This window comes from Dactylosporangium maewongense, assembly GCF_039531485.1.
Lineage (GTDB): Bacteria > Actinomycetota > Actinomycetes > Mycobacteriales > Micromonosporaceae > Dactylosporangium > Dactylosporangium maewongense.
In genome coordinates this window covers 390,265-409,518 of the sequence record NZ_BAAAQD010000006.1, presented here as the reverse complement: position 1 = coordinate 409,518, position 19,254 = coordinate 390,265, and the positions used below count along the sequence as shown (strand labels likewise).

The following is a 19,254-nucleotide window of genomic DNA, read 5'->3' as shown; positions in this document are numbered from 1 at the left end:
CTGCGAGCGAACCCCGCCAACGCTAGGCGTCGGCGGGGTCCAAATCCGATATTTACCGAAACATCTGCTCGATAGGGTGAACTTACGGCGCGTTGGCCACGCCCGGTGGGAGGAAGCGGGCGCCGGTCACCTTCTCGGAGATGCCTTCGCGGTCGAGGTACGGCGTGACCCCGCCGAGGTGCAGCGGCCAGCCCGCGCCGAGGATCATGCACAGGTCGATGTCGCGCGGGTCGGCGACGACCCCCTCGTCCAGCATCAGCCGGATCTCGCGGGCCAGGGCCGCCGTCGCCTCGTCGCGCAGCTCCTCGGCCGTCGACGGTGAGGAGCCGACCTCCAGCAGCGCGAGCACCTCCGGGTCGGGGTTGCCCTCGGCGTCGGTGAAGCCGCGCTTGCCGGCCGCGACGACCCGGCCCAGGTTGGCCGACACGCCGAACCGGTCCGGGAACGCCGCGTGCAGCGTCCCCGCCACGTGGTGCGCGACGGCCGGGCCGACCATGCCGAGCAGCGCCATCGGCCGCATCGGCAGGCCGAGCGGGTCGAGGGCGGAGTCGGCCACCTCGATCGGGGTGCCGTTGTCGACGGCGGCGGTGACGACCCCCAGGAAGCGGGTCAGCAGCCGGTTGACCACGAACGCCGGCCGGTCCGCCACGAGCACCGAGGACTTCTTGAGCGCCTTGCCGACGGCGAACGCGGTGGCGAGCGTCGCGTCGTCGGTCTGCTCGGCGCGGACGATCTCCAGCAGCGGCATCATCGCGACCGGGTTGAAGAAGTGCAGCCCGACGACCCGCTCGGGGTGGGCGAGCCCGGCGGCCTGCTCGCTGACGGACAGCGAGGAGGTGTTGGTCGCCAGGACGCAGTCGTCGCGGACGATCTTCTCGACCTCGGCCCAGACCTGCTTCTTGACGCCGAGGTCCTCGAAGACGGCCTCGAGCACCAGGTCGGCGTCGGCGAAGGCGGCCTTGTCGGCCGAGCCGCTGACGAGGCCCCGGTACTTGGCGGCCTTGCCCGGGTCGAGGCGCTTCTTCGACACGAGCTTGTCGATCTCGGCGAGCACGTAGCCGACACCCTTGTCGACGCGGGCCTGGTCGAGGTCGGTGAGCACGACCGGGACCTCGAGCCGGCGCACGAAGAGCAGTGCCAGCTGCGAGGCCATCAGGCCGGCGCCGACGATGCCGACCTTGTTGACGTCGCGGGCGAGGCCCTTGTCGGGCGCGCCGGCGGGCCGCTTCGCGCGGCGCTGCACGAGGTCGAACCCGTAGAGGCTGGCCCGGGACTGGTCGCCCATGAGGAGGTCGGCGAGCGCCTCGTCCTCGGCCGCCGTGCCCTCCTCAAACGTTGCACTGCGAGCCAGCGCCAGCAGTTCGAGGGCCTTGTTGGCGGAGTTGACGGCGCCGTGCAGCCGCTCGTCGAGCTGGTGCTTGGCGAAGTACAGCACGCCGTCCCACATGTCCCGGTCGATCTCCGGGCGCGTGACGGTGACCGTGCCGTCGACGACACCCTCCGCCCAGGCGAGGGACCGCTCCAGGTAGTCGGCCGGCTCGAAGATCTCGTCGGCGATGCCGAGCTCGCGGGCCTGAGCCGGCTTGAGGGTCTTCTGGGTGAGCGGGTTCTGGATGATGACCTGCGCGGCCGGGGCGATGCCGATGAGGTTCGGCAACAGCTGGGTGCCGCCCCAGCCGGGCACGAGACCGATCGCGACCTCGGGCAGGGCGAGCGCCGCGGCGCCGGCGGAGACCGTCCGGTAGTGGCAGTGCAGCGCCACCTCCAGGCCGCCGCCCATCGCCGCGCCGTTGATGAAGGCGAACGTCGGTACCGTGGAATCCTTGAGCTTGCGGAACACCTTGTGGCCGTAGCGGCCGAGCTCCAGGGCCTGCTCGCGCTCGGTGAGCAGCGGCATGGCGGTGATGTCGGCGCCGACGCAGAAGATGTACGGCTTGCCGGTGACCGCGATGAACTTCGGCGCGGCTGCGACGGCCTCGTCGATCGCCGCCTCCAGGCTGGCCAGCCCGCCCGGGCCGAACGAGTTGGGCTTGGTGTGGTCGAAGCCGTTGTCGAGCGTGATGACCGCGGCGCGGTCCCGCGAGGGCAGGGTCACGAAGCGCAGCAGCGCCTTGGTCACGACCTCGTTCGGGTTGCTGATGGTCGTGCTCACTTGCCGCCCTCCCAGTTCGGGTTCTCCCAGATCACGGACGCGCCCATGCCGATGCCGACACACATGGCGGTGAGGCCGTAGCGGACCTCGGGGTGCTCGGCGAACTGCCGCGACAGCTGCGTCATGAGCCGCACGCCGGAGGACGCCAGCGGGTGCCCGACGGCGATCGCGCCGCCCCACGGGTTGACCCGCGGGTCGTCGTCGGCGATGCCGAAGTGGTCGAGGAACGCCAGGACCTGCACGGCGAAGGCCTCGTTGAGCTCGAACAGGCCGATGTCGTCGATGCCCAGGCCGGCCTGGCGCAGCGCCTTCTCGGTCGCCGGGACCGGGCCGAAGCCCATGACCTCGGGCTCGACGCCGACGAAGCCGTAGGAGACGAGGCGCATGCCGACGGGCAGGCCCAGCTCGCGGGCGACGTCCTCGGCCGCGATGATGGCGGCGGTGGCGCCGTCGTTGAGGCCTGCGGCGTTGCCGGCGGTGACCTTGCCGTGCGGGCGGAACGGGGTCTTGAGCGTGCCGAGCTTCTCGAGGCTGGTGTCGCGGGGCGCCTCGTCGACCGTGGCCAGGCCCCAGCCGGCCTCCGGGTCGCGGGTGGCGACGCTGACCAGGTCGGGCTGCAGCTTGCCGGCCTTGTAGGCGGCGGCGGTCTTGACCTGCGACGCGTAGCCGAACTTGTCGGCGCGCTCCTTGGTGATGCCGGGGAGCCGGTCGTGCAGGTTCTCCGCGGTGGCGCCCATGACGAGCGCCGAGGGGTCGACGAGCTTCTCGGCGATGATGCGCGGGTTGGGGTCGACGCCCTCGCCCATCGGGTGGCGGCCCATGTGCTCGACGCCGCCGGCGATCGCGACGTCGTAGGCGCCGAACGCGATGCCGCCGGCGACGGTGGTCACCGCGGTCAGGGCGCCGGCGCACATGCGGTCGATCGAGTAGCCGGGGACGGTCTTGGGCAGGCCCGACAGCAGGGCGGCGGTGCGGCCGATGGTCAGGCCCTGGTCGCCGATCTGCGTCGTGGCCGCGATCGCGACCTCGTCGACCCGCTCCGGCGGCAGCTGCGGGTTGCGGCGCAGCAGCTCCCGGATACAGCGGATGACGAGGTCGTCGGCGCGGGTGTTGGCATACATCCCACCGGCCTTGCCGAACGGGGTGCGCACGCCGTCGACGAAGACGACGTCGCGGACGGGACGGGGCACGGGTGTCCTCCTAGCGACGAATTACCGGCAATGTTACTCGCCAGTAAGTCCGCTGCGCCTGTGGATCCGCCCACACCCCGCCGTCCTGCTCGGAAGGCGCCCTACTCGGAAGGCACCTCCAGCGCCGCGGTGAGACCGGGCGTCACCAGCGCGACCTGCCACGGGCGCGCGCCGTAGCCGGACAGCACCGCGCCGACCGCCTCCTCGGTGAGCTCCTCCGGAGGGGACCAGGCGAGCCGCCGTACCGAATCCGGGGTGATCAGGTTCTCCGGCGGCACCCGGTTGGCGGTGGCGAGGCTGGTCACCAGCTCGCGGCAGCGCGCCAGCCGGCCCGCCGCGACCGGGTCCCGCTCGGCCCACCGGTGCGGCGGCGGAGGACCGTCGGACGGCGGGGTGGTGGGCAGCTCCCGGTCCGTCAGCGTCCTGGCGTCCGACAGCGCGGCCAGCCACGTCGGCGCGAGCCGGCGCACCGACCGCCCGCCGAACCCGGCCAGGGCCAGCAGCGTCCGCTCGTCCTTCGGGTCGGCCTCGGCCGCCGCGATGATGGCCGCGTCGGCGAGGACCCGGCCGGGGCTCGCGTCGCGCCGGGCGGCGATCTCGTCGCGGGCGTGCCACAGCGCGCGGACCCGGGCGAGCGCGCGGGCGCCCCGGACCCGGTGGATGCCCGACGTGCGGCGCCACGGGTCGGCCCGCACCCGCGGCGGGTCGCCGGCGGAGGCGACCAGCGCGGCGAACTCCTGCGCCGCCCACTCCGTCTTGCCCTGCTCGTGCAGCTCCTCGGCGAGCGTGTCGCGCAGCTGCAGCAGCAGCTCGACGTCCAGCGCCGCGTATGTCAGCCAGGAGGTCGGCAGCGGCCTCGTCGACCAGTCGGCCGCCGAGTGGTGCTTCTCCAGGGTGTACCCCAGCAGCGACTCCGTCAGGGCGGCCAGGCCGACCCGTTCGAAGCCGCACAGCCGCGCCGCGAGCTCCGTGTCGAAGAGCCGGGTGGGGCGTAGCCCGAGCTCCGTCAGGCACGGCAGATCCTGACTGGCGGCGTGCAGGATCCACTCGGTGGGCGAGATCACCTCGTCGAGCTCTGGCAGCTGTCCGAAGGGCAGGGGGTCGATCAGGACGGTGCCGGCACCGGCACGGCGCAGTTGCACGAGATAGGCCCGGTGCGTGTACCGGTAGCCGGAGGCGCGCTCGGCGTCCACGGCCACTGGGCCGCTGCCCTGAGCGAACCGCTCAACGGCACGCGCGAGCTCGGCCCGGTCGGTGATCGGCTCGGGCGTCCCGTCTCGGGGGGCGGTCAGCAGGACGGGCTCGGTCTTGTCGTCCGGTTTGTCCGGACTGTCTGGCTCCTCGTCCCGACGCCGCGCGGGGGGTTCGTCGGTCACCCGGACCACGGTACGTTGCGGCACCGGAACGCCGATGCAGCCGGGTCCGGCGCGTCGGTTTCCGTCCGCCCGCGGACCGCTCCGGCGACCGGTTCACGGATCGTTCCGGCGGCCGGTTCACGGGCCGTTCCGGTGGCCCGCGACACGTCATTTCGGGACGGACAAAGCCCGCCCGTGCCGGTACGGTCGCGAGCGCGGGCGGAAGTGGTACTTCCGGTTCTGTCCGTTGGTTGCCTCGGAGGTCGCGGGGCTTGTGTGAGCGGTTTAGGGTGGGGCCGACTGCGAGGCCGCACATCGACCGGGTCGCGGGACAAACGGGTGGAAAAGTGACAGGAAGGAAACGAGAAGCATGACGGCCGGGTATGACCCTTCCAACCCGGTGGCTTCCGGAACCTCCGATTCGTACGATCGTCCGCGGCACACGGACCGATTCGGCGAAGATTCGGAGCGGCTCGGTCCACTTCCTCCACGTATGACCCAGACCGGAGCGTTCCCGGCCGCCGGCGTGTCGCCCGCGGACGGGCCGGCCACCGGTGGCTTCCCGGCCCAGCCGACCAGCGCCTGGCCGGTCTCGGCACCCGCCGGGCCGGCGCCGCACAGTGGGCCGCCGCACCTCGTGCAACACCCGCAGCAGCCGGCCGCGGGCCGTGGCCGCAGCGGAGTCCTCGCCCTGGTCATCGCCGTGGTCCTGCTCGTGGTCGTCGGCGTGCAGGCGGCGTTCATCATTCGTCTCGAGTCCCGCCTGGACAAGGCCGAGAAGGCCGCCACCGCCGCGAAGACCACGGACGAGACCCGCCTCAAGGCGCTCGAGGACCGCGCCGACAAGCTCGAGGCGAAGACCGGCGGCAACCTCGACGCCGCCGCGGTCGCCGAGAGCGTCCGCCCGAGCGTGTTCCGCGTCACCACCAAGTACGCGACCGGCACGTCGTTCGCGCTCGGCAAGGCCCCCTCGGGCGGCGGCACGAACCTCATCACGAATTACCACGTCGTGCAGGAGGCGTACGAGAAGGGTGAGCGCGACGTCAGCATCGAGCGGACCAACCAGCGCTTCCCGGCGAAGATCATCGAGGCGCACCCCGACAAGGACCTGGCGCTGCTGCACACCGACGAGGAGTTCGCCCGGCTCGTCCCGGCCGCGCAGGTGCCGAAGGTCGGCGAGCCCGTGCTCGTCGTCGGCGCGCCGCTCGGCCTGGAGGACACCGTCACCACCGGCGTCGTCAGCGCGTTCCGCTCGATGAGCGGTGAGGACCTCATGCAGTTCGACGCGGCGATCAACCCCGGCAACTCCGGCGGCCCCGTGTTCAACGCCAAGAAGGAAGTGGTCGGCGTCGCGACGCTGAAGGCGCGCGAGGCCGAAGGCATCGGCCTGGCCATCCCGATCTCGGTGGTCTGCCAAACGATCAGCATCTGCTGACAGCTGCACCACGCCGCCGCGTCCCGGTCGCGACGGCAGCTACACCCCTGGCCGGGGCGCTTGCCCGGAAGGATTCTCAGGAGGAAAACGACCATGACATACCCCGGCAACCCCCAGGGGAACCCGAACGAGGGCTACGCCTACCCCGACCCGAACGCGCCGCAGGGGGCCTACCCGCCGCCGGCCGCGCCGCAGAACCCGTACGGCGCCCCGGTGCCGCCGCAGCCCGCCCCGACCCACGACCAGGGTTACGGCCAGCCGCAGTTCAACCCGTACGACCAGGGCACGCAGCAGATGCCGGCCTACGGCGAGCCGCAGCCGGCCGCCTACAACCTCGAGCCGTCGGTCTCCGCGCCGCCGACCTCGCCGATGATGGCGAACCCGCCGATGTCGGCCCCGCCGATGTCCGGCCCGCCGATGTCGGCGCCGCCCACCGCGTACGGCCCCGTCTCCGGCCCGCCCGGGTACGCCCAGGGCGGCTACCAGACCCCCGGCCAGGCCCCGAAGAAGAGCGTGGCGGTGCCGATCCTCGCCAGCCTGCTCGCCCTCGCGGTCATCGCCGCCGGCGTGTTCGTCGGGCTGTACTTCGACAAGAGCGGCAAGCTCGACAAGTCGGAGAAGCTCGCGTCGCAGCGCCAGGACACCATCACCTCGACGCAGGGCGAGCTGGACAAGACCAAGGGCGACCTGAAGTCGAAGGCCGACGAGCTCGCCAAGGCGCAGCAGGAGCTGCGCGGCGTCACGGCCGACAGCACCGAGGCGAAGCGTCAGCGCGACGTCATCGGCAAGTGCCTGTCGCTGCTGATCGAGGCGCTGGACGCGTCCAACAAGGGCGACAAGACGACGCTGCAGAACAAGATCACCGAGATGAAGAAGCCGTGCGACGAGGCCGACACGCTGCTCGGGCTCTGAATCACTGAGAGGGCGGGCTCTTTTTCGAAAGGGCCCGCCCTTTGCTTTATCGGAGTGCTGTCACGCCCGGCGGGGGCAGGCCGGCCGTCGAGGCGAGCAGCGCGCACCAGGCGCTCACATGGGACTGCAGGTCGCCGTCGGTCGGCGTCCATGACGCCCGGATCTCCAGGTCGGCCGCGGTCGGCGGGCCGGCGAGGTCGCCGAAGCGGGTCGACAGCGTCTGCGTGACCGTCCCGCCGATCGCCGTGTAGGACGCGCCGTGGCTCTCCAGGGCGTCGGTCAGCCAGCTCCAGCCGACCTGCGGCAGCAGCGGGTCCGCGGCGAGCTCCGCCTCCATCTCGGCCGTCACGTACGTGACGAGCCGCATCGTGCCGTCCCACGCGTCGTGGCCGGCCGGGTCGTGCAGCAGGATCAGCCGCCCGGTCGCGACCTCGTCACCGTCGCGCAGCACGGTGCCGCTCATCGCGTGGGCGAACGGCGCGAGCCGCTGCGGCGCCGGCATCTCCTCGAGCTCGATCTCGGGCCGCGCCGTGAACGCGCGCAGCTCCTCCACCGCCCGGGTGAACGTTGGGGGAGTCGCGGTCGATGGCGCCATACCGGAAGAGTAAGGCCGCGGAGCCGCTCGGGGGGTGCCGCCGCGCCGCCGAAGTGCACGCAGTGAAACGATGACCTCGCTATGACTGACAATTTGCTGAGACTCGCCGCCCGCGGGCAGGCGGTGCCGCACCCGCCCGTCTGGTTCATGCGCCAGGCCGGCCGATCCCTGCCTGAGTACCGCGCGGTGCGCGCCGGCATCGGCATGCTCGAGTCGTGCCGCCGCCCAGACCTGGTCTGCGAGATCACCCTCCAGCCGGTCCGCCGCCACAACGTCGACGCCGCGATCCTCTTCAGCGACATCGTCGTGCCGCTCCAGGCCGCCGGCGTCGACCTGGACATCGTCGCCGGCACCGGCCCCGTCGTCGCCTCACCCGTCGCCACGATGGCCGACGTCGACTCGCTGCCCGCGCTGGACCCTCAGGCGGTCGGGTTCGTCGCCGAGTCGATCCGGCTGCTGCTCGCCGAGCTGGGCGAGACCGCGCTGATCGGTTTCGCCGGGGCGCCGTTCACGCTCGCCAGCTACCTCGTGGAGGGCGGGCCGTCACGGCACCACGTGAAGACGAAGGCCCTCATGTACGGGGCGCCCGACGTCTGGCACGCCCTGTGCGCGCGGCTCGCCGACATCACCCTCACGTTCCTCCAGGTGCAGGCCGAGGCGGGCGTGCACGCGGTGCAGCTCTTCGACTCGTGGGCCGGGGCGCTGTCGGAGGCCGACTACCGGCGCTTCGTCCTGCCGCACTCCCGTCGCGTCCTTGACGGGATCGCCGGCATCCCGAAGATCCATTTCGGCGTCGGTACCGGTGAGCTCCTGCCCGCCATGGCGGAGGCCGGCGCCGACGTGGTCGGGGTGGACTGGCGCACGCCGCTGGACGTGGCCGCGGGCCGGGTGCCGGGCAAGGCCCTGCAGGGCAACCTCGACCCGTGCGTGCTGTTCGCGCCGTGGGAGGTCGTGGAGGCCGAGGTGCGCCGGGTGGTCGCCGAGGGCCGCAAGGCGCCGGGACACATCTTCAACCTCGGGCACGGCGTCATGCCCGAGACCGACCCGGACGTGCTGACCAGGGTCGTCTCACTCGTGCATTCCCTCTAGTACGTCCTAATACGTCGGGCTCCAGCGCCACCAGCCGTGGTCGCCGGCGAGCTGGGCCAGTCGCGAGCCGAGCATCAGCGACGTGGCGCGGGCCTCGCCGGCGAGCCGGGCGTGCACCTGCTCGGCGATCTCCGGCGCCCGGTACTCGGCGTGCTCCAGCAGCTGGAGCGTCACCGACCACCAGTAGCGGTCCTCGTCGCTGGCGTGCGGGGCGCCGCAGGTGAACCACTCGGCCAGCCCGTCGAGCAGGTCGTCGCCGACGCCGTCGGGGTCCGTCAGCCGCAGCGCCGCGCACACCCGCGCGACCACGTCGTCGTCCCAGCCCGACAGGTGCCCGCGGACCAGCGTGTGCAGCGACGGGTGCCCGAGCGCGCCGGCGGCGTCGATCTCCAGCGAGAACACGTTGTCGCGGGCGAGCCGCTCCTGCAGCACCGGCAGGATCCGCTCGTCGCGGCGCCGGGCCAGGCCCAGCAGCGCCTCGCACCTGGTGTCGTCGTGCGGGTCGTCGAGCCGCACGACCAGCGCGTCGCGCAGCACCGGGGCGTCGACCTCCGACAGCTGGGTGCCGAGCGCGAAACACGCCCAGTCGCGCACGTCGTCGTCCGGGTCGTTGCTCAGTACCAGCAGCGCCCGCACGGTGTCGTCGGGCGGTGCCTCACCCAGGACGCTCGGCAACGCCTGCGCGACCGCCCGCCGCACCCGTGCGTCCGCGTGGTGGATCAGCGGCAGCAGCAGAGGCAGCGCCTCGTCGTCGTAGCACCAGGCGACCGCGTCGGCGAGCTCGGCCGGCGTCGTCGTCGTGTCCGCCAGCAGCGCCGAGATCGTCCTCGCGGTCGGCTCCACGTCGTCGACCGGCACCGCCCGCGCGGCGCCCGCCGCTGCCGCCGCCGCGGCGGCCACGGCCGGGTCGGCCGGGTCGGTGGGGTCGGTGGGGTCGGCCAGGTGGTCGGCCAGGTCGGCGATGACGTCGGCGAGCGGGTCCGAGCCGCCGTTGCCCGATTCGAGCTGGCCGGTGCCGATCTGCCACGGGTCGGTGGTCCAGGGCTCGGCGGTCCACGGTTCGGCGGACCAGGGCGTGTGGCCACCGCCGGGGGCCGGCGCGCGGTCGCTCGGCTCGTCCGGGGACGGTCGGGAGGACGCGAGGTCGCTCATCCGAGAGAGTGTGCTCGCCTCCGGCGAGATCTTCCAGAGGGGTTCGTCCCACAGATGGACATCTCGCTGGTCAGAATCGCCCGACCCGACGACATATCGACGCACTTCGGGTGTACGTCCCAGGGCTCACCGTCCCCGGCTGTCCAGTCGCAGCGACTGCCACGAGCCGTCCACCGCCCACCCGCCGTCGACGGAGAGCGCGGCGCCGTTGACAAACCCGGACCGCTCCGGGTCCGCGAGGAACGCCACCGCCTTGGCGATGTCCCCGGGCTGCGCGAACCGTGCCATCGGCACGTGCTCGGTGATGTCGGTGTCCGCGTACGCCCCCGACGCCTGCGACTCGTCGTCCATCTCCGTCTTCACCCAGCCGGGGCAGACGGCGTTGACCCGGACGCCACGCCCGCCCCATTCCACCGCGAGCGTGCGCGTCATGCCGATCAGGCCGTGTTTGCTCGAGTTGTACGCCACCCGGTCGGCCACACCCATCAGCCCGGCGACCGAGGCCACGTTGACGATCGACCCCGAGCCGCGCACGAGCATCCGCCGCCCGAACGCCTTGCACAGCAGGAACGGGCCGGTCAGGTTCACGTCCAGGACCCGCCGCCACTGCGCCGCGTCGGTCTCCTCGGCCGGCGCGATCGACGCGATGCCGGCGTTGTTCACGAGGACGTCGCAGCCCCCGTACACCGACTCGACCTCGGCCACGAACCGCGCCACGGTCGCCTCGTCCGACACGTCCCCTTCGAACATCAGTCCGTCGAGGTCCGCCGCCCTCGTGTCGATGACCGCCAGCTGGTACCCCTCCTCAGCCAGCAACTCAGCGGTCTTCCGCCCGATGCCCTGCGCCGCACCCGTGACGACTGCCACTCGCGTTTCTGTCATACGCCGACCATAGACTCGGGGACATGAGCGGGGCGGCACCTGATCGGGGGGCGAGGGCGTGACCGAGGGAGCGCGGCGGCGGGTCGTGGTGATCGGCGGCGGCATCGCCGGCCTGGCCGCGGCGCACCGGCTGCGCGAGCGGGCCCCGCACCTCGACGTGATCCTGATCGACCAGAGCGACCGGCCGGGTGGCAAGCTGCGCACCGTCGAGCTGGCCGGCGGCCCGGTCGAGCGCGGCGCCGAGTCGTTCCTGTCCGGCGACCCGGCCGGCGGCCCGAGCGCCGCCGTCCGCCTGGCCGAGCAGGTCGGCCTCGGCGACGCCATCGTGCACCCCGCCACCTCCAAGGCCGCGGTCGCCGCCGGCGGCACCCTCCACGACCTGCCGCCCGGCACCCTGATGGGCATCCCCGTCGACACCGACCCACCCGAGCGCCCCGCCGCCGCGCCCCTCCTGCGACCAGGCGAGGACGTCACCGTCGGCGCCCTGGTCCGCCCCCGCCGCGGCGACCTCGTCGTCGACAGGTTCGTCGAGCCCCTCCTCGGCGGCGTCTATGCCGGCCGCGCCGACCACCTGTCCCTGCGGATGGCGCTGCCCGCCCTGGCCGACGCCGCGGAGCGCTCCGACACCCTCACCGGGGCGGTCAGGGCCGCCCTGGCCGCCCGGCGGAGCACGCCCGGCGCGCCGGTGTTCAGCGCGATCCGCGGCGGCATGAGCCGGCTGGTCGACGCGGTCGCCGCCACCCTGCCCGACGTCCGGCTCGGCCTTCCCGTGCGGGACCTGCGCCGGGACGGCTCCCGGTGGCGGCTCACCATCGGCTCGACCCACTCGCCGTCCACGCTGGCGGCCGACGCCGTCGTCCTCGCCGTGCCCGCCACCCCCGCGGCGCGCCTGCTGTCCACCGCCGGCCTGCGCGGCGTGCCGCTGGACTATGCCAGCGTCGGGCTCGTCGCGCTGGCGCTGCCGGCCACGAAGCTGCCCGAGCTGTCGGGGCTGCTGGTGCCGGCGACGGAGGGGTTCGCGGTCAAGGCGGTGACGTTCTTCGACCAGAAGTGGTCGCACCTGCGGCGGTCCGGGCTCACCATCGTCCGCGCCTCCGTCGGCCGGGCCGGCGACGAGGCGCAGCTCCAGCGCTCCGACGCCGATCTGCTCGACCTGGTCCGTGCCGAGGTGGCCCGGCTGATCGGCGCCGACCGGCTGCCCGACCCCGTGGACGCGGCGGTGTTCCGGTGGGGAGGGGCGCTTCCGCAGTACGCGCCGCATCATCGCGACCGGGTCGGGCAGCTGCGGGCGGAGCTGACGGCCCACAGCACCGCACCCGGACATCCGCCGCTCACGGTCGCCGGCGCCGCCTATGACGGCGTCGGGATCCCGGCCTGCGTCACGTCGGGGCGGACTGCTGCCGACGCCCTGCTCGAGGCACTGGAAGGATAGGGACATGACCACCAACGCCGCGCGCATCCGCGAGCTGAACGACTCGATCCGCTACACGATGTGGTCGGTGTTCCAGGCGAAGACCCCGCTCGACCCGTCGGCCCGCGCCGAGGTCGCCGCGGAGGCGGCCGGGTTCCTCGCCGACCTGGCCGCGAAGGACGTCGTGGTCCGCGGCACCTATGACGTGGCGGGGCTGCGGGCCGACGCCGACCTCATGATCTGGTGGCACGCCCCGAGCGCCGAGGCGCTGCAGGAGGCGTATGCCGCGCTGCGCCGCACGGCCCTCGGCGCCCACCTCGCGCCCGTCTGGTCGCAGATGGCGCTGCACCGGCCCGCGGAGTTCAACAAGAGCCACATCCCGGCGTTCCTCGCCGACGAGGAGGCCCGGGCCTGGGTCTGCGTGTATCCGTTCGTCCGGTCGTATGAGTGGTATCTCCTGCCCGACGAGGAGCGCCGCGCCATGCTCGCCGAGCACGGCAAGATGGCCCGCGGGTATGCCGACGTCCGCGCCAACACGGTGGCCAGCTTCGCGCTCGGCGACTACGAGTGGATGCTCGCCTTCGAGGCGGACGACCTGCACCGGATCGTCGACCTGATGCGGGACCTGCGCGCCTCGACCGCCCGGCGACACGTCCGCGAGGAGGTCCCCTTCTACACCGGCCGCCGCCGGGACATCGCCGACCTGGTCGCCAACCTGCCGTAACCCACCCGGGGGGACGGCCGCCGCGCGACCCGGAAGCCCTGTGCCCGGGCCGCGGCGCGCCGCCGCGTGCGCGCCGCCGAGCGATGACCGCGCGACTTCAGACGACCTTGCGCTAGCGCGTCTGCGGTCCGCGGCTGGGTGCGGCGTGGGGTGGTGGTCGCGTGATCCGGAAGACCCTGTGCTCTTGTGTCCGCGGTGCGCCGCCGGGTGCGCAATGTCGGCAGTGGTCGCGTAACTCCCGTCGCGTGATCCGGAAGACTTTGTGTTTCGTGGGTCTGCGGTGCGCCGTCGGGTGCGCAACGTCGGCGGTGGTCGCGTGATCCGGAAGACCTCGTGTTGTGCGTCTGCGGGGCGGGGCGTGGGGTGGTGGTCGCGTGATCCGGAAGACCTCGTGTTGTGCGTCGGGATGCGGCGTTGGGTGTGGGAGGTCGGCAGCTGGGGGAGTGTGGCCGGGGTGTGCCACGGCGTTGGCGGCGTCCGCACCGTTCCCACGTCCTTCGAGATGCCGTCGCGTGATCCGGAAGGGCTTGTGTGTCCCGGAGGCGGTGTGGGGGCGGGAGGCTGGCGGATCATGGGGGAGCGGCTGGGGCATGCCCGGGGCCGGAAACAGCTAGTGTGGCAGGGTGGATCTGCCGGTGATGCCTCCCGTCGAGCCGATGCTGGCCAAGAGTATTCCCAGCCTGCCGAGCGCGGAGGGGATGAGCTACGAGCCGAAGTGGGACGGGTTCCGCTGCATCGTGTTCCGCGACGGTGACGAGGTCGAGCTCGCCAGCCGGGGCGGCAAGACGCTGACACGTTACTTCCCCGAGGTCGTCAAGCAGGTCCTGGCGCAGCTGCCGGAGCGCTGCGTCGTCGACGGCGAGATCATCGTGATCCGGCGTGGGGAAGGCGAGCCGAAGCTCGACTTCGAGCTGCTCGGGCAGCGGATCCATCCGGCGGCGTCGCGGGTCAACCTGCTGGCGGAGCAGACGCCGGCGTCGTTCGTCGCGTTCGACCTGCTCGCGGTCGGGGACGAGGCGCTGGTCGAGGTGGGTTACGCGCAGCGACGCGCCAGGCTGGTCGAGGCGCTGTCGGGCGTCGTGGCGCCGGTGCACGTGACGCCGGTGACGACGGACATCGAGGTGGCGCGGGACTGGTTCGCGCGCTTCGAGGGCGCCGGGCTCGACGGAGTGATCGCGAAGCCGGCCGGGGGTGCCTACGAGCCAGGCAAGCGCAGCATGTTCAAGATCAAGCACGCGCGCACGGCCGACGCCGTCGTGGCTGGGTTCCGGTGGCACAAGGACGGGCCGATCGTCGGGTCGCTGCTGCTCGGGCTGTATGACGAGGAGGGCCGCCTGCACCACGTCGGGGTGGCCGCGTCGTTCACCCGGGAGCGCCGGGCCGAGCTGGTCGAGGAGCTCGAGGCGTACCGGGAGGGCGTCGTCGACCACCCGTGGAACTGGGCGGGCCAGATGCCCGGCGCCGCCGCCGCGAGCCTCGAGTCGGTGCCGGCCGGCGACGCCGCGACCAGGCTCCCGGGCGGTGTGAGCCGCTGGACCGGAAAGAAGGACCTGTCGTTCGTGCCGCTGCGGCCGGAGCTCGTCGTCGAGGTCGGCTACGACGCGATGGAGGGCGACCGCTTCCGGCACACCGCCCAGTTCAAGCGCTGGCGGCCCGACCGCGAGCCGCACTCGTGCACGTATGAGCAGCTCGACCGGCCCATCCGCTTCGACGTGGAGTCCGTGCTGGCAGGGCGGCCTTGAGCGCTCGCGTCGCACGACGTTCACTCGCGGTCCTGCTGGTCACGGCGCTGCTCGGCGGGTGCGGCAGCCTTCCCACGGACCCGTCGCAGGAGGCGCGGCGGCTGGACCGGCCGGCGGCCGCGCCCACGACCTCGTCCGGCGTGAAGGTCGAGCCGGCGCAGTGGAAGCCGTGCCCCGACGTCTACAAGGGGATCTTCTCCAGCCCGCCGCAGAACGTGAAGTACGACTGCGCCACGGTCAAGGTCCCGCAGGACTGGCACAACCCCGAAGGCTCCGGCACGTTCGACGTCGCGATGGTCCGCGGCCGGTCGACGACGCAGCGGGACCGGGTGGGGTCGCTGTTCATCAACCCGGGCGGGCCGGGGGCGTCGGGCGTCGAGTATGCCGTCTACCGGTCGGTGTACCTGCCGGCCGAGGTCGTCCGCCGCTTCGACGTGATCGGCTTCGATCCGCGCGGCATCGGCAGGTCGTCGCCGGTGAAGTGCTTCTCCGACGCCGACCTGGACGCCAACTTCGGCATCGACCCCGACCCGCAGACCGACGCGACGTTCGGTGAGTCGGTCGCGCTGACCCGCAAGCTCGCGCAGAGCTGCGGCGACAAGTACGGCGACAAGCTGCGCTACTACTCCACCGAGCAGACCGCCCGGGACATGGACGCGCTGCGGGCGGCGGTCGGCGAGCAGCAGATGACGTACCTCGGCTACAGCTACGGCACCCTGCTCGGCGCCGTCTACGCGCAGCTGTTCCCGAAGAACGTGCGCGCGTTCGTGCTCGACGGGGCGGTCGACCCGACGCTGTCGATGCAGGACTCCGCGGAGAAGCAGGCCGCCGGGTTCGAGCACGCCTTCGACAACTTCACCACCTGGTGCAAGGCCAACGTGACCGCCTGCCCGATCGGGCCCGACCCGCGGGCCGTGGTCACGAAGGCAATCGCGGACGCCCGGACCAGCCCCGTGCCGGGCAAGGGGCGCAACGCGACCGCCGGCTGGGTCTTCACCGCGGTGGTGTCGTCGCTGTACAGCGAGTCCGGCTGGCGGGTCCTCGCGCAGGCGATGCAGGACCTGCGCAACGGCAAGCCGGAGAAGATGTTCCAGCTCGCCGACTCGTACGCGGAGCGCGACCCGGAGGGCAAGTACACCAACATGTTCGACGCCAACGCCGCCGTCGGGTGCGCGGACAGCGACGACACCCCGACGGTAGAGCAGGCCAGGGCGTTGCAGCCGCAGTGGCGGCAGAAGTACCCGCTGTTCGGCGGGGCGCTCGCACTCAACCTGATCTGCGCGCAATGGCCCGGCAAGCGCGACCCGTACCCGACGGGCGCGGCGACCGGCTCGGCGCCGATCGTCGTCATCGGCACGCTCGGCGACCCGGCCACCCCGTACGAGCAGGCGCCGGCGCTGGCGAAGATGCTGGGCGTCGGCACGCTGATCACGTGGAAGGGCGAGGGCCACACCGCCTACCCGAAGACCGGCTGCGTGATCGACGCCGTCAACCGGTACCTGATCGACCTGCGCGTCCCGCCGGCCGAGCTCACCTGCGAGAAGTAGCTACTGCTCCACGTTGTTGCGGGCCCGGCTCGGCTGGACCCGCATCGGCTCGCCGGGCATCTTCGGGTACTCCGGCGGGTACGGCATGTCGCCCTCGCCGTTCGCCGCGTCACGCTCGGCCCACTCCAGCAGCGGGGTGATGTCGTGGGGCGACTCGTCGATGCCGGCGTGGGCGTCGCCGAGCTTCGTGATCCGCTCCGGCACCGTCCGCAGGTCGAAGTCGTCGGGCTCGACGTCCGGCAGCTCCTCCCAGCGCAGCGGCGTCGACGCGGTGGCCCGGGCGTTGGCGCGCAGCGAGTACGCGCACGCGATCGTCCGGTCGCGGGCCATCTGGTTGAAGTCGACGAACACCCGCGCGCCCCGCTCCTCCTTCCACCACTTGGTGGTCACGAGGTCGGGCCGGCGCCGCTCCACCTCGCGCGCCAGGGCGATCACCGCCCGGCGCGCCTCGACGAACGTCCACTTCGGCTCGATCCGCACGTACACGTGGACACCGCGCCCACCGCTGGTCTTCGGCCAGCCCTTCCAGCCGAGCTCGTCGAGGACGGCCTTGAGCTCGCCCGCCACGACGGCCGCGTCGGCGAAGTCGGTGCCCGGCTGCGGGTCCAGGTCGATGCGCAGCTCGTCGGGGTGGTCGACGTGTGCCTTGCGCACCGGCCACGGGTGGAACACGATCGTGCCCATCTGCGCCGCCCACGCCACGTGCGCGAGGTCGGCGGGGCACAGCTCGTCGGCCTTGCGCCCGCTGGGGAACGCGATCTGCGCCGTCTCGAGCCACGGCGGCACGCCCCGGGCGGGGACTCGCTTCTGGAAGAACATCTCGCCGCCGATCCCCTCGGGGAACCGCTGCAACGTCGTCGGGCGGTTGCCCAGCGCCCGCATGATCCCGTCGCCGACGGCCACGTAGTACTCGAACACGTCGCGCTTGGTGAAGCCGCGCTCCGGGAACATGACCCTGTCGGGACTGGTCAGCCGCACCGGCCGCCCAGCGACCTCGATCTCCAGCGCATCGGCCATGCCAAGCACCCTACGCGCCGCGGCTCTGTCGTGCGGGTAGCCTCGCGGTCACGGCCTGCGGGTCGTCTGAGGGCTGGGCCTGCGCCGCGGCATCGGCGCCGCTGCCCGGCCCGCGCGGCCGCGGTTCGCCGGCGTCCTGCGCGTCGGCTCCTGCTCCTGGGCGGTGTCCTCGCCCCGGTCGCCCAGCCTGGTGAAGTACAGGATGCCGGCCCCGCCGATGATGAACGCGAACCCGATCGTCGTCATCATCGACGACGTGCCGGTCACCGGCAGCGTGCCGGCGGACGTGCCCACACCCGAGCCCGCTGCGCTGCCGCTGCCCGATCCGGTGCCGCCGGGCGTGGTGACGCCCCCGCCGCCGGGTGTGGTGCCGCCGTTGGCGTTGCCACCCCCGCCGCCCGGGGTCGTGCCGCCGTTGGCGTTGCCCCCGCCACCACCGGGCGTCGCCCCGCCGGGGGTCGTCCCACCGCCGGGCGTGCCGCCACCGCCAGGCGTGGTTCCGCCACCGCCGGGTGTACCGCCGCCACCGCCAGGCGTGTTGCCACCGTTGCCGTTGCCGCCGCCGTTGCCGTTGCCGCCACCGCCGGGCGTGCTCGGCCCGCCCGATCCAGTCCCGTTGCCGCCGCCGTTGTGCGAGCCGCCGGGTCCGCCGCCGTACCCACCGCCGCCGTTGCCCTGGCCGCCGTTGCCGGAGCCATTGCCGCCGCCGTGATGCCCGCCGCCGTGACCGGCATTACCCCCGCCGTTGCCGTTGCCGCCACCGTGCCCGCCGTTGCCGTTGCCGCCACCGTGCCCGCCGTTGCCGTTGCTGCCACCGTGCCCGGCGTGGCTGTGGCCGCCGCCGTTGGTCGAGCCGCTGTAGCCGTTGCCGTAACCGCCGCCGGAACTGTGCCCGCCGTTGCCGGAACCATGCCCGCCGGTGCCGTGGTGCCCGCCGCCCTGACTGTGGCCGCCGCTTCCGTAGCCACCGCCAGCCGAACCGCCGTAGCCGTCGCCGGAGCTGTGCCCGCCCTGACCGTGCCCGCCCTGACCGTGGCCGCCGTGTCCGTAGCCGCCGGCCGAGCCGCCGTTGCCGTAGCCGTAGCCGCCGCCGTTGCCGTGCCCGCCCTGGCCGTGGCTGCTGTTGCCGTAGCCGCCGCTGGCCGAGCCGGCCTGGCCGTGGCCGCCGTTGCCGTGGTCGCAGCCGCAGCCGGGACCGTCGTCATCGCCGCCGGTGGAGTGGCCCGCGTAGAGGGGGCCGCCGGTGCCGGCGTGGGTGGGGGCGTCGTACCGCCAGTCGCGGGTGTCGCCCGGCCCGTAGCCGGCGGGGCCGCTGCCCGGGTGGGAGGTCTCGCCGCACAGCTCGAGGGTGCCGCTCCACGACGTGCCGCAGCCGTCGACGCGCATCTCGGTGGCCGAGGACGCGGCGTGCGCCGCGGTGGCCAGCGGCGTGATGCCCGCCGCGCCTGCCGCGCCGACCGCAACCGCCGTGTAGAGCAACCTCATCGTCCTGTCCCGTCCACTCGCCCGCTGTGTAACAAAAGTCCGAATCGTGGCTTTCGTCGGTCCAACGAGGTGAGGGCGGAGACGTCGCGGGCCAGGGGGCGTCACGTTCTCGGGCCGTAATGGTCGTCCGGCGCGGGGCCGCCTACCGTTGAGGCATGACCGAGCCACTTGTCGACCTGCCCACCACCGACGCCGAGTGGCGCGTGCGGCTGTCCCCGGAGGAGTTCCGGGTCCTGCGCCGCGCGGGCACCGAGGCACCCTGGACCGGCGAGTACGTCAACACCAAGACCGCCGGTGTCTACAACTGCCGGGCGTGCGGCGCCCAGCTCTTCGAGAGCTCGTCCAAGTTCGACTCGCACTGCGGCTGGCCGAGCTTCGACGACGCCATCCCGGGCACCGTGAAGGAGATCGAGGACGACAGCCTGGGCATGGTCCGCACCGAGATCCGCTGCGCCAGGTGCGACTCCCACCTGGGCCACGTCTTCCGCGGCGAGCGCATGACGGACAAGGACACCCGCCACTGCGTCAACAGCCTATCGATCAGGCTGGATCCGGCTTCTAGCTAG

The 19,254-nt window shown here is 72.9% G+C and carries 16 protein-coding genes; 8 read left to right on the top strand and 8 right to left on the bottom strand.

The features are described from left to right. Positions 1–82: 82 nt before the first annotated feature. The 3 genes from ABD332_RS18335 to ABD332_RS18325 all read right to left on the bottom strand — a co-directional run bounded on the left by ABD332_RS18335 (position 83) and on the right by ABD332_RS18325 (position 4,718). Positions 83–2,152 (bottom strand): 3-hydroxyacyl-CoA dehydrogenase NAD-binding domain-containing protein, encoded by a 2,070-nt coding sequence (locus tag ABD332_RS18335; protein ID WP_344503161.1) that lies wholly within the window; start codon positions 2,150–2,152, stop codon positions 83–85. Further along, complete coding sequence (locus tag ABD332_RS18330) at positions 2,149–3,342, bottom strand: thiolase family protein (protein ID WP_344503160.1); 1,194 nt, start codon at positions 3,340–3,342, stop codon at positions 2,149–2,151. Before ABD332_RS18330 ends, ABD332_RS18335 begins: the two co-directional genes overlap by 4 nt. A 101-nt stretch (positions 3,343–3,443) precedes the next feature. After that, the gene (locus tag ABD332_RS18325) at positions 3,444–4,718 is read right to left on the bottom strand and encodes an HRDC domain-containing protein (protein WP_344503159.1); all 1,275 of its coding nucleotides are present in this window, start codon (positions 4,716–4,718) and stop codon (positions 3,444–3,446) included. A gap of 472 nt (positions 4,719–5,190) precedes the next feature. Between ABD332_RS18325 and ABD332_RS18320 the strand changes: the two genes are divergently transcribed. After that, the gene (locus ABD332_RS18320; RefSeq protein ID WP_344503158.1) at positions 5,191–6,132 is read left to right on the top strand and encodes a S1C family serine protease; all 942 of its coding nucleotides are present in this window, start codon (positions 5,191–5,193) and stop codon (positions 6,130–6,132) included. Positions 6,133–6,225: 93 nt separating this feature from the next. Beyond that, positions 6,226–7,044, top strand: coding sequence for a hypothetical protein (locus tag ABD332_RS18315; RefSeq protein WP_344503156.1), 819 nt, complete (start codon positions 6,226–6,228; stop codon positions 7,042–7,044). A 46-nt stretch (positions 7,045–7,090) separates the two neighbouring features. On the opposite strand, the gene ABD332_RS18310 is transcribed toward ABD332_RS18315, so the two are convergent. After that, positions 7,091–7,639: a DUF3000 domain-containing protein gene (locus ABD332_RS18310; RefSeq protein ID WP_344503155.1), complete on the bottom strand. Its 549-nt coding sequence runs from the start codon at positions 7,637–7,639 to the stop codon at positions 7,091–7,093. Between the two features lie 81 nt (positions 7,640–7,720). Between ABD332_RS18310 and hemE the strand changes: the two genes are divergently transcribed. Then, positions 7,721–8,728: a uroporphyrinogen decarboxylase gene (gene hemE / locus ABD332_RS18305; protein WP_344503154.1), complete on the top strand. Its 1,008-nt coding sequence runs from the start codon at positions 7,721–7,723 to the stop codon at positions 8,726–8,728. 6 nt (positions 8,729–8,734) lie between these two features. Here the strand turns inward: hemE and ABD332_RS18300 are convergent, their stop codons facing one another. Both ABD332_RS18300 and ABD332_RS18295 read right to left on the bottom strand, forming a co-directional pair. Then, positions 8,735–9,880, bottom strand: coding sequence for a HEAT repeat domain-containing protein (locus ABD332_RS18300; protein ID WP_344503153.1), 1,146 nt, complete (start codon positions 9,878–9,880; stop codon positions 8,735–8,737). A gap of 126 nt (positions 9,881–10,006) precedes the next feature. Next, positions 10,007–10,762: an SDR family NAD(P)-dependent oxidoreductase gene (locus ABD332_RS18295; RefSeq protein WP_344503152.1), complete on the bottom strand. Its 756-nt coding sequence runs from the start codon at positions 10,760–10,762 to the stop codon at positions 10,007–10,009. Positions 10,763–10,820: 58 nt separating this feature from the next. Between ABD332_RS18295 and hemG the strand changes: the two genes are divergently transcribed. From hemG to ABD332_RS18275, 4 genes are all read left to right on the top strand, one after another. Continuing rightward, complete coding sequence (hemG, locus tag ABD332_RS18290) at positions 10,821–12,194, top strand: protoporphyrinogen oxidase (protein ID WP_344503151.1); 1,374 nt, start codon at positions 10,821–10,823, stop codon at positions 12,192–12,194. 4 nt (positions 12,195–12,198) lie between these two features. After that, positions 12,199–12,897, top strand: a complete 699-nt coding sequence (gene hemQ, locus ABD332_RS18285; RefSeq protein ID WP_344503150.1) for a hydrogen peroxide-dependent heme synthase — start codon at positions 12,199–12,201, stop codon at positions 12,895–12,897. A 623-nt stretch (positions 12,898–13,520) separates the two neighbouring features. Next, entirely contained in the window at positions 13,521–14,639 is a 1,119-nt protein-coding gene (locus tag ABD332_RS18280; RefSeq protein WP_344503149.1) for an ATP-dependent DNA ligase, read from the top strand. After that, a complete protein-coding gene (locus tag ABD332_RS18275) occupies positions 14,636–16,186 on the top strand; it encodes an alpha/beta hydrolase (RefSeq protein WP_344503148.1) in 1,551 nt (516 codons plus the stop codon). Before ABD332_RS18280 ends, ABD332_RS18275 begins: the two co-directional genes overlap by 4 nt. Here ABD332_RS18275 and ligD read toward each other — a convergent pair whose 3' ends face one another. Both ligD and ABD332_RS18265 read right to left on the bottom strand, forming a co-directional pair. Beyond that, positions 16,187–17,203 (bottom strand): non-homologous end-joining DNA ligase, encoded by a 1,017-nt coding sequence (ligD, locus tag ABD332_RS18270; protein ID WP_344503147.1) that lies wholly within the window; start codon positions 17,201–17,203, stop codon positions 16,187–16,189. It abuts the gene before it with no gap. A 48-nt stretch (positions 17,204–17,251) separates the two neighbouring features. After that, on the bottom strand, positions 17,252–18,688 hold the full coding sequence (locus ABD332_RS18265) for a hypothetical protein (protein ID WP_344503146.1): 1,437 nt from the start codon (positions 18,686–18,688) through the stop codon (positions 17,252–17,254). A gap of 155 nt (positions 18,689–18,843) precedes the next feature. Between ABD332_RS18265 and msrB the strand changes: the two genes are divergently transcribed. Next, positions 18,844–19,254 (top strand): peptide-methionine (R)-S-oxide reductase MsrB, encoded by a 411-nt coding sequence (gene msrB, locus ABD332_RS18260; RefSeq protein WP_344503145.1) that lies wholly within the window; start codon positions 18,844–18,846, stop codon positions 19,252–19,254.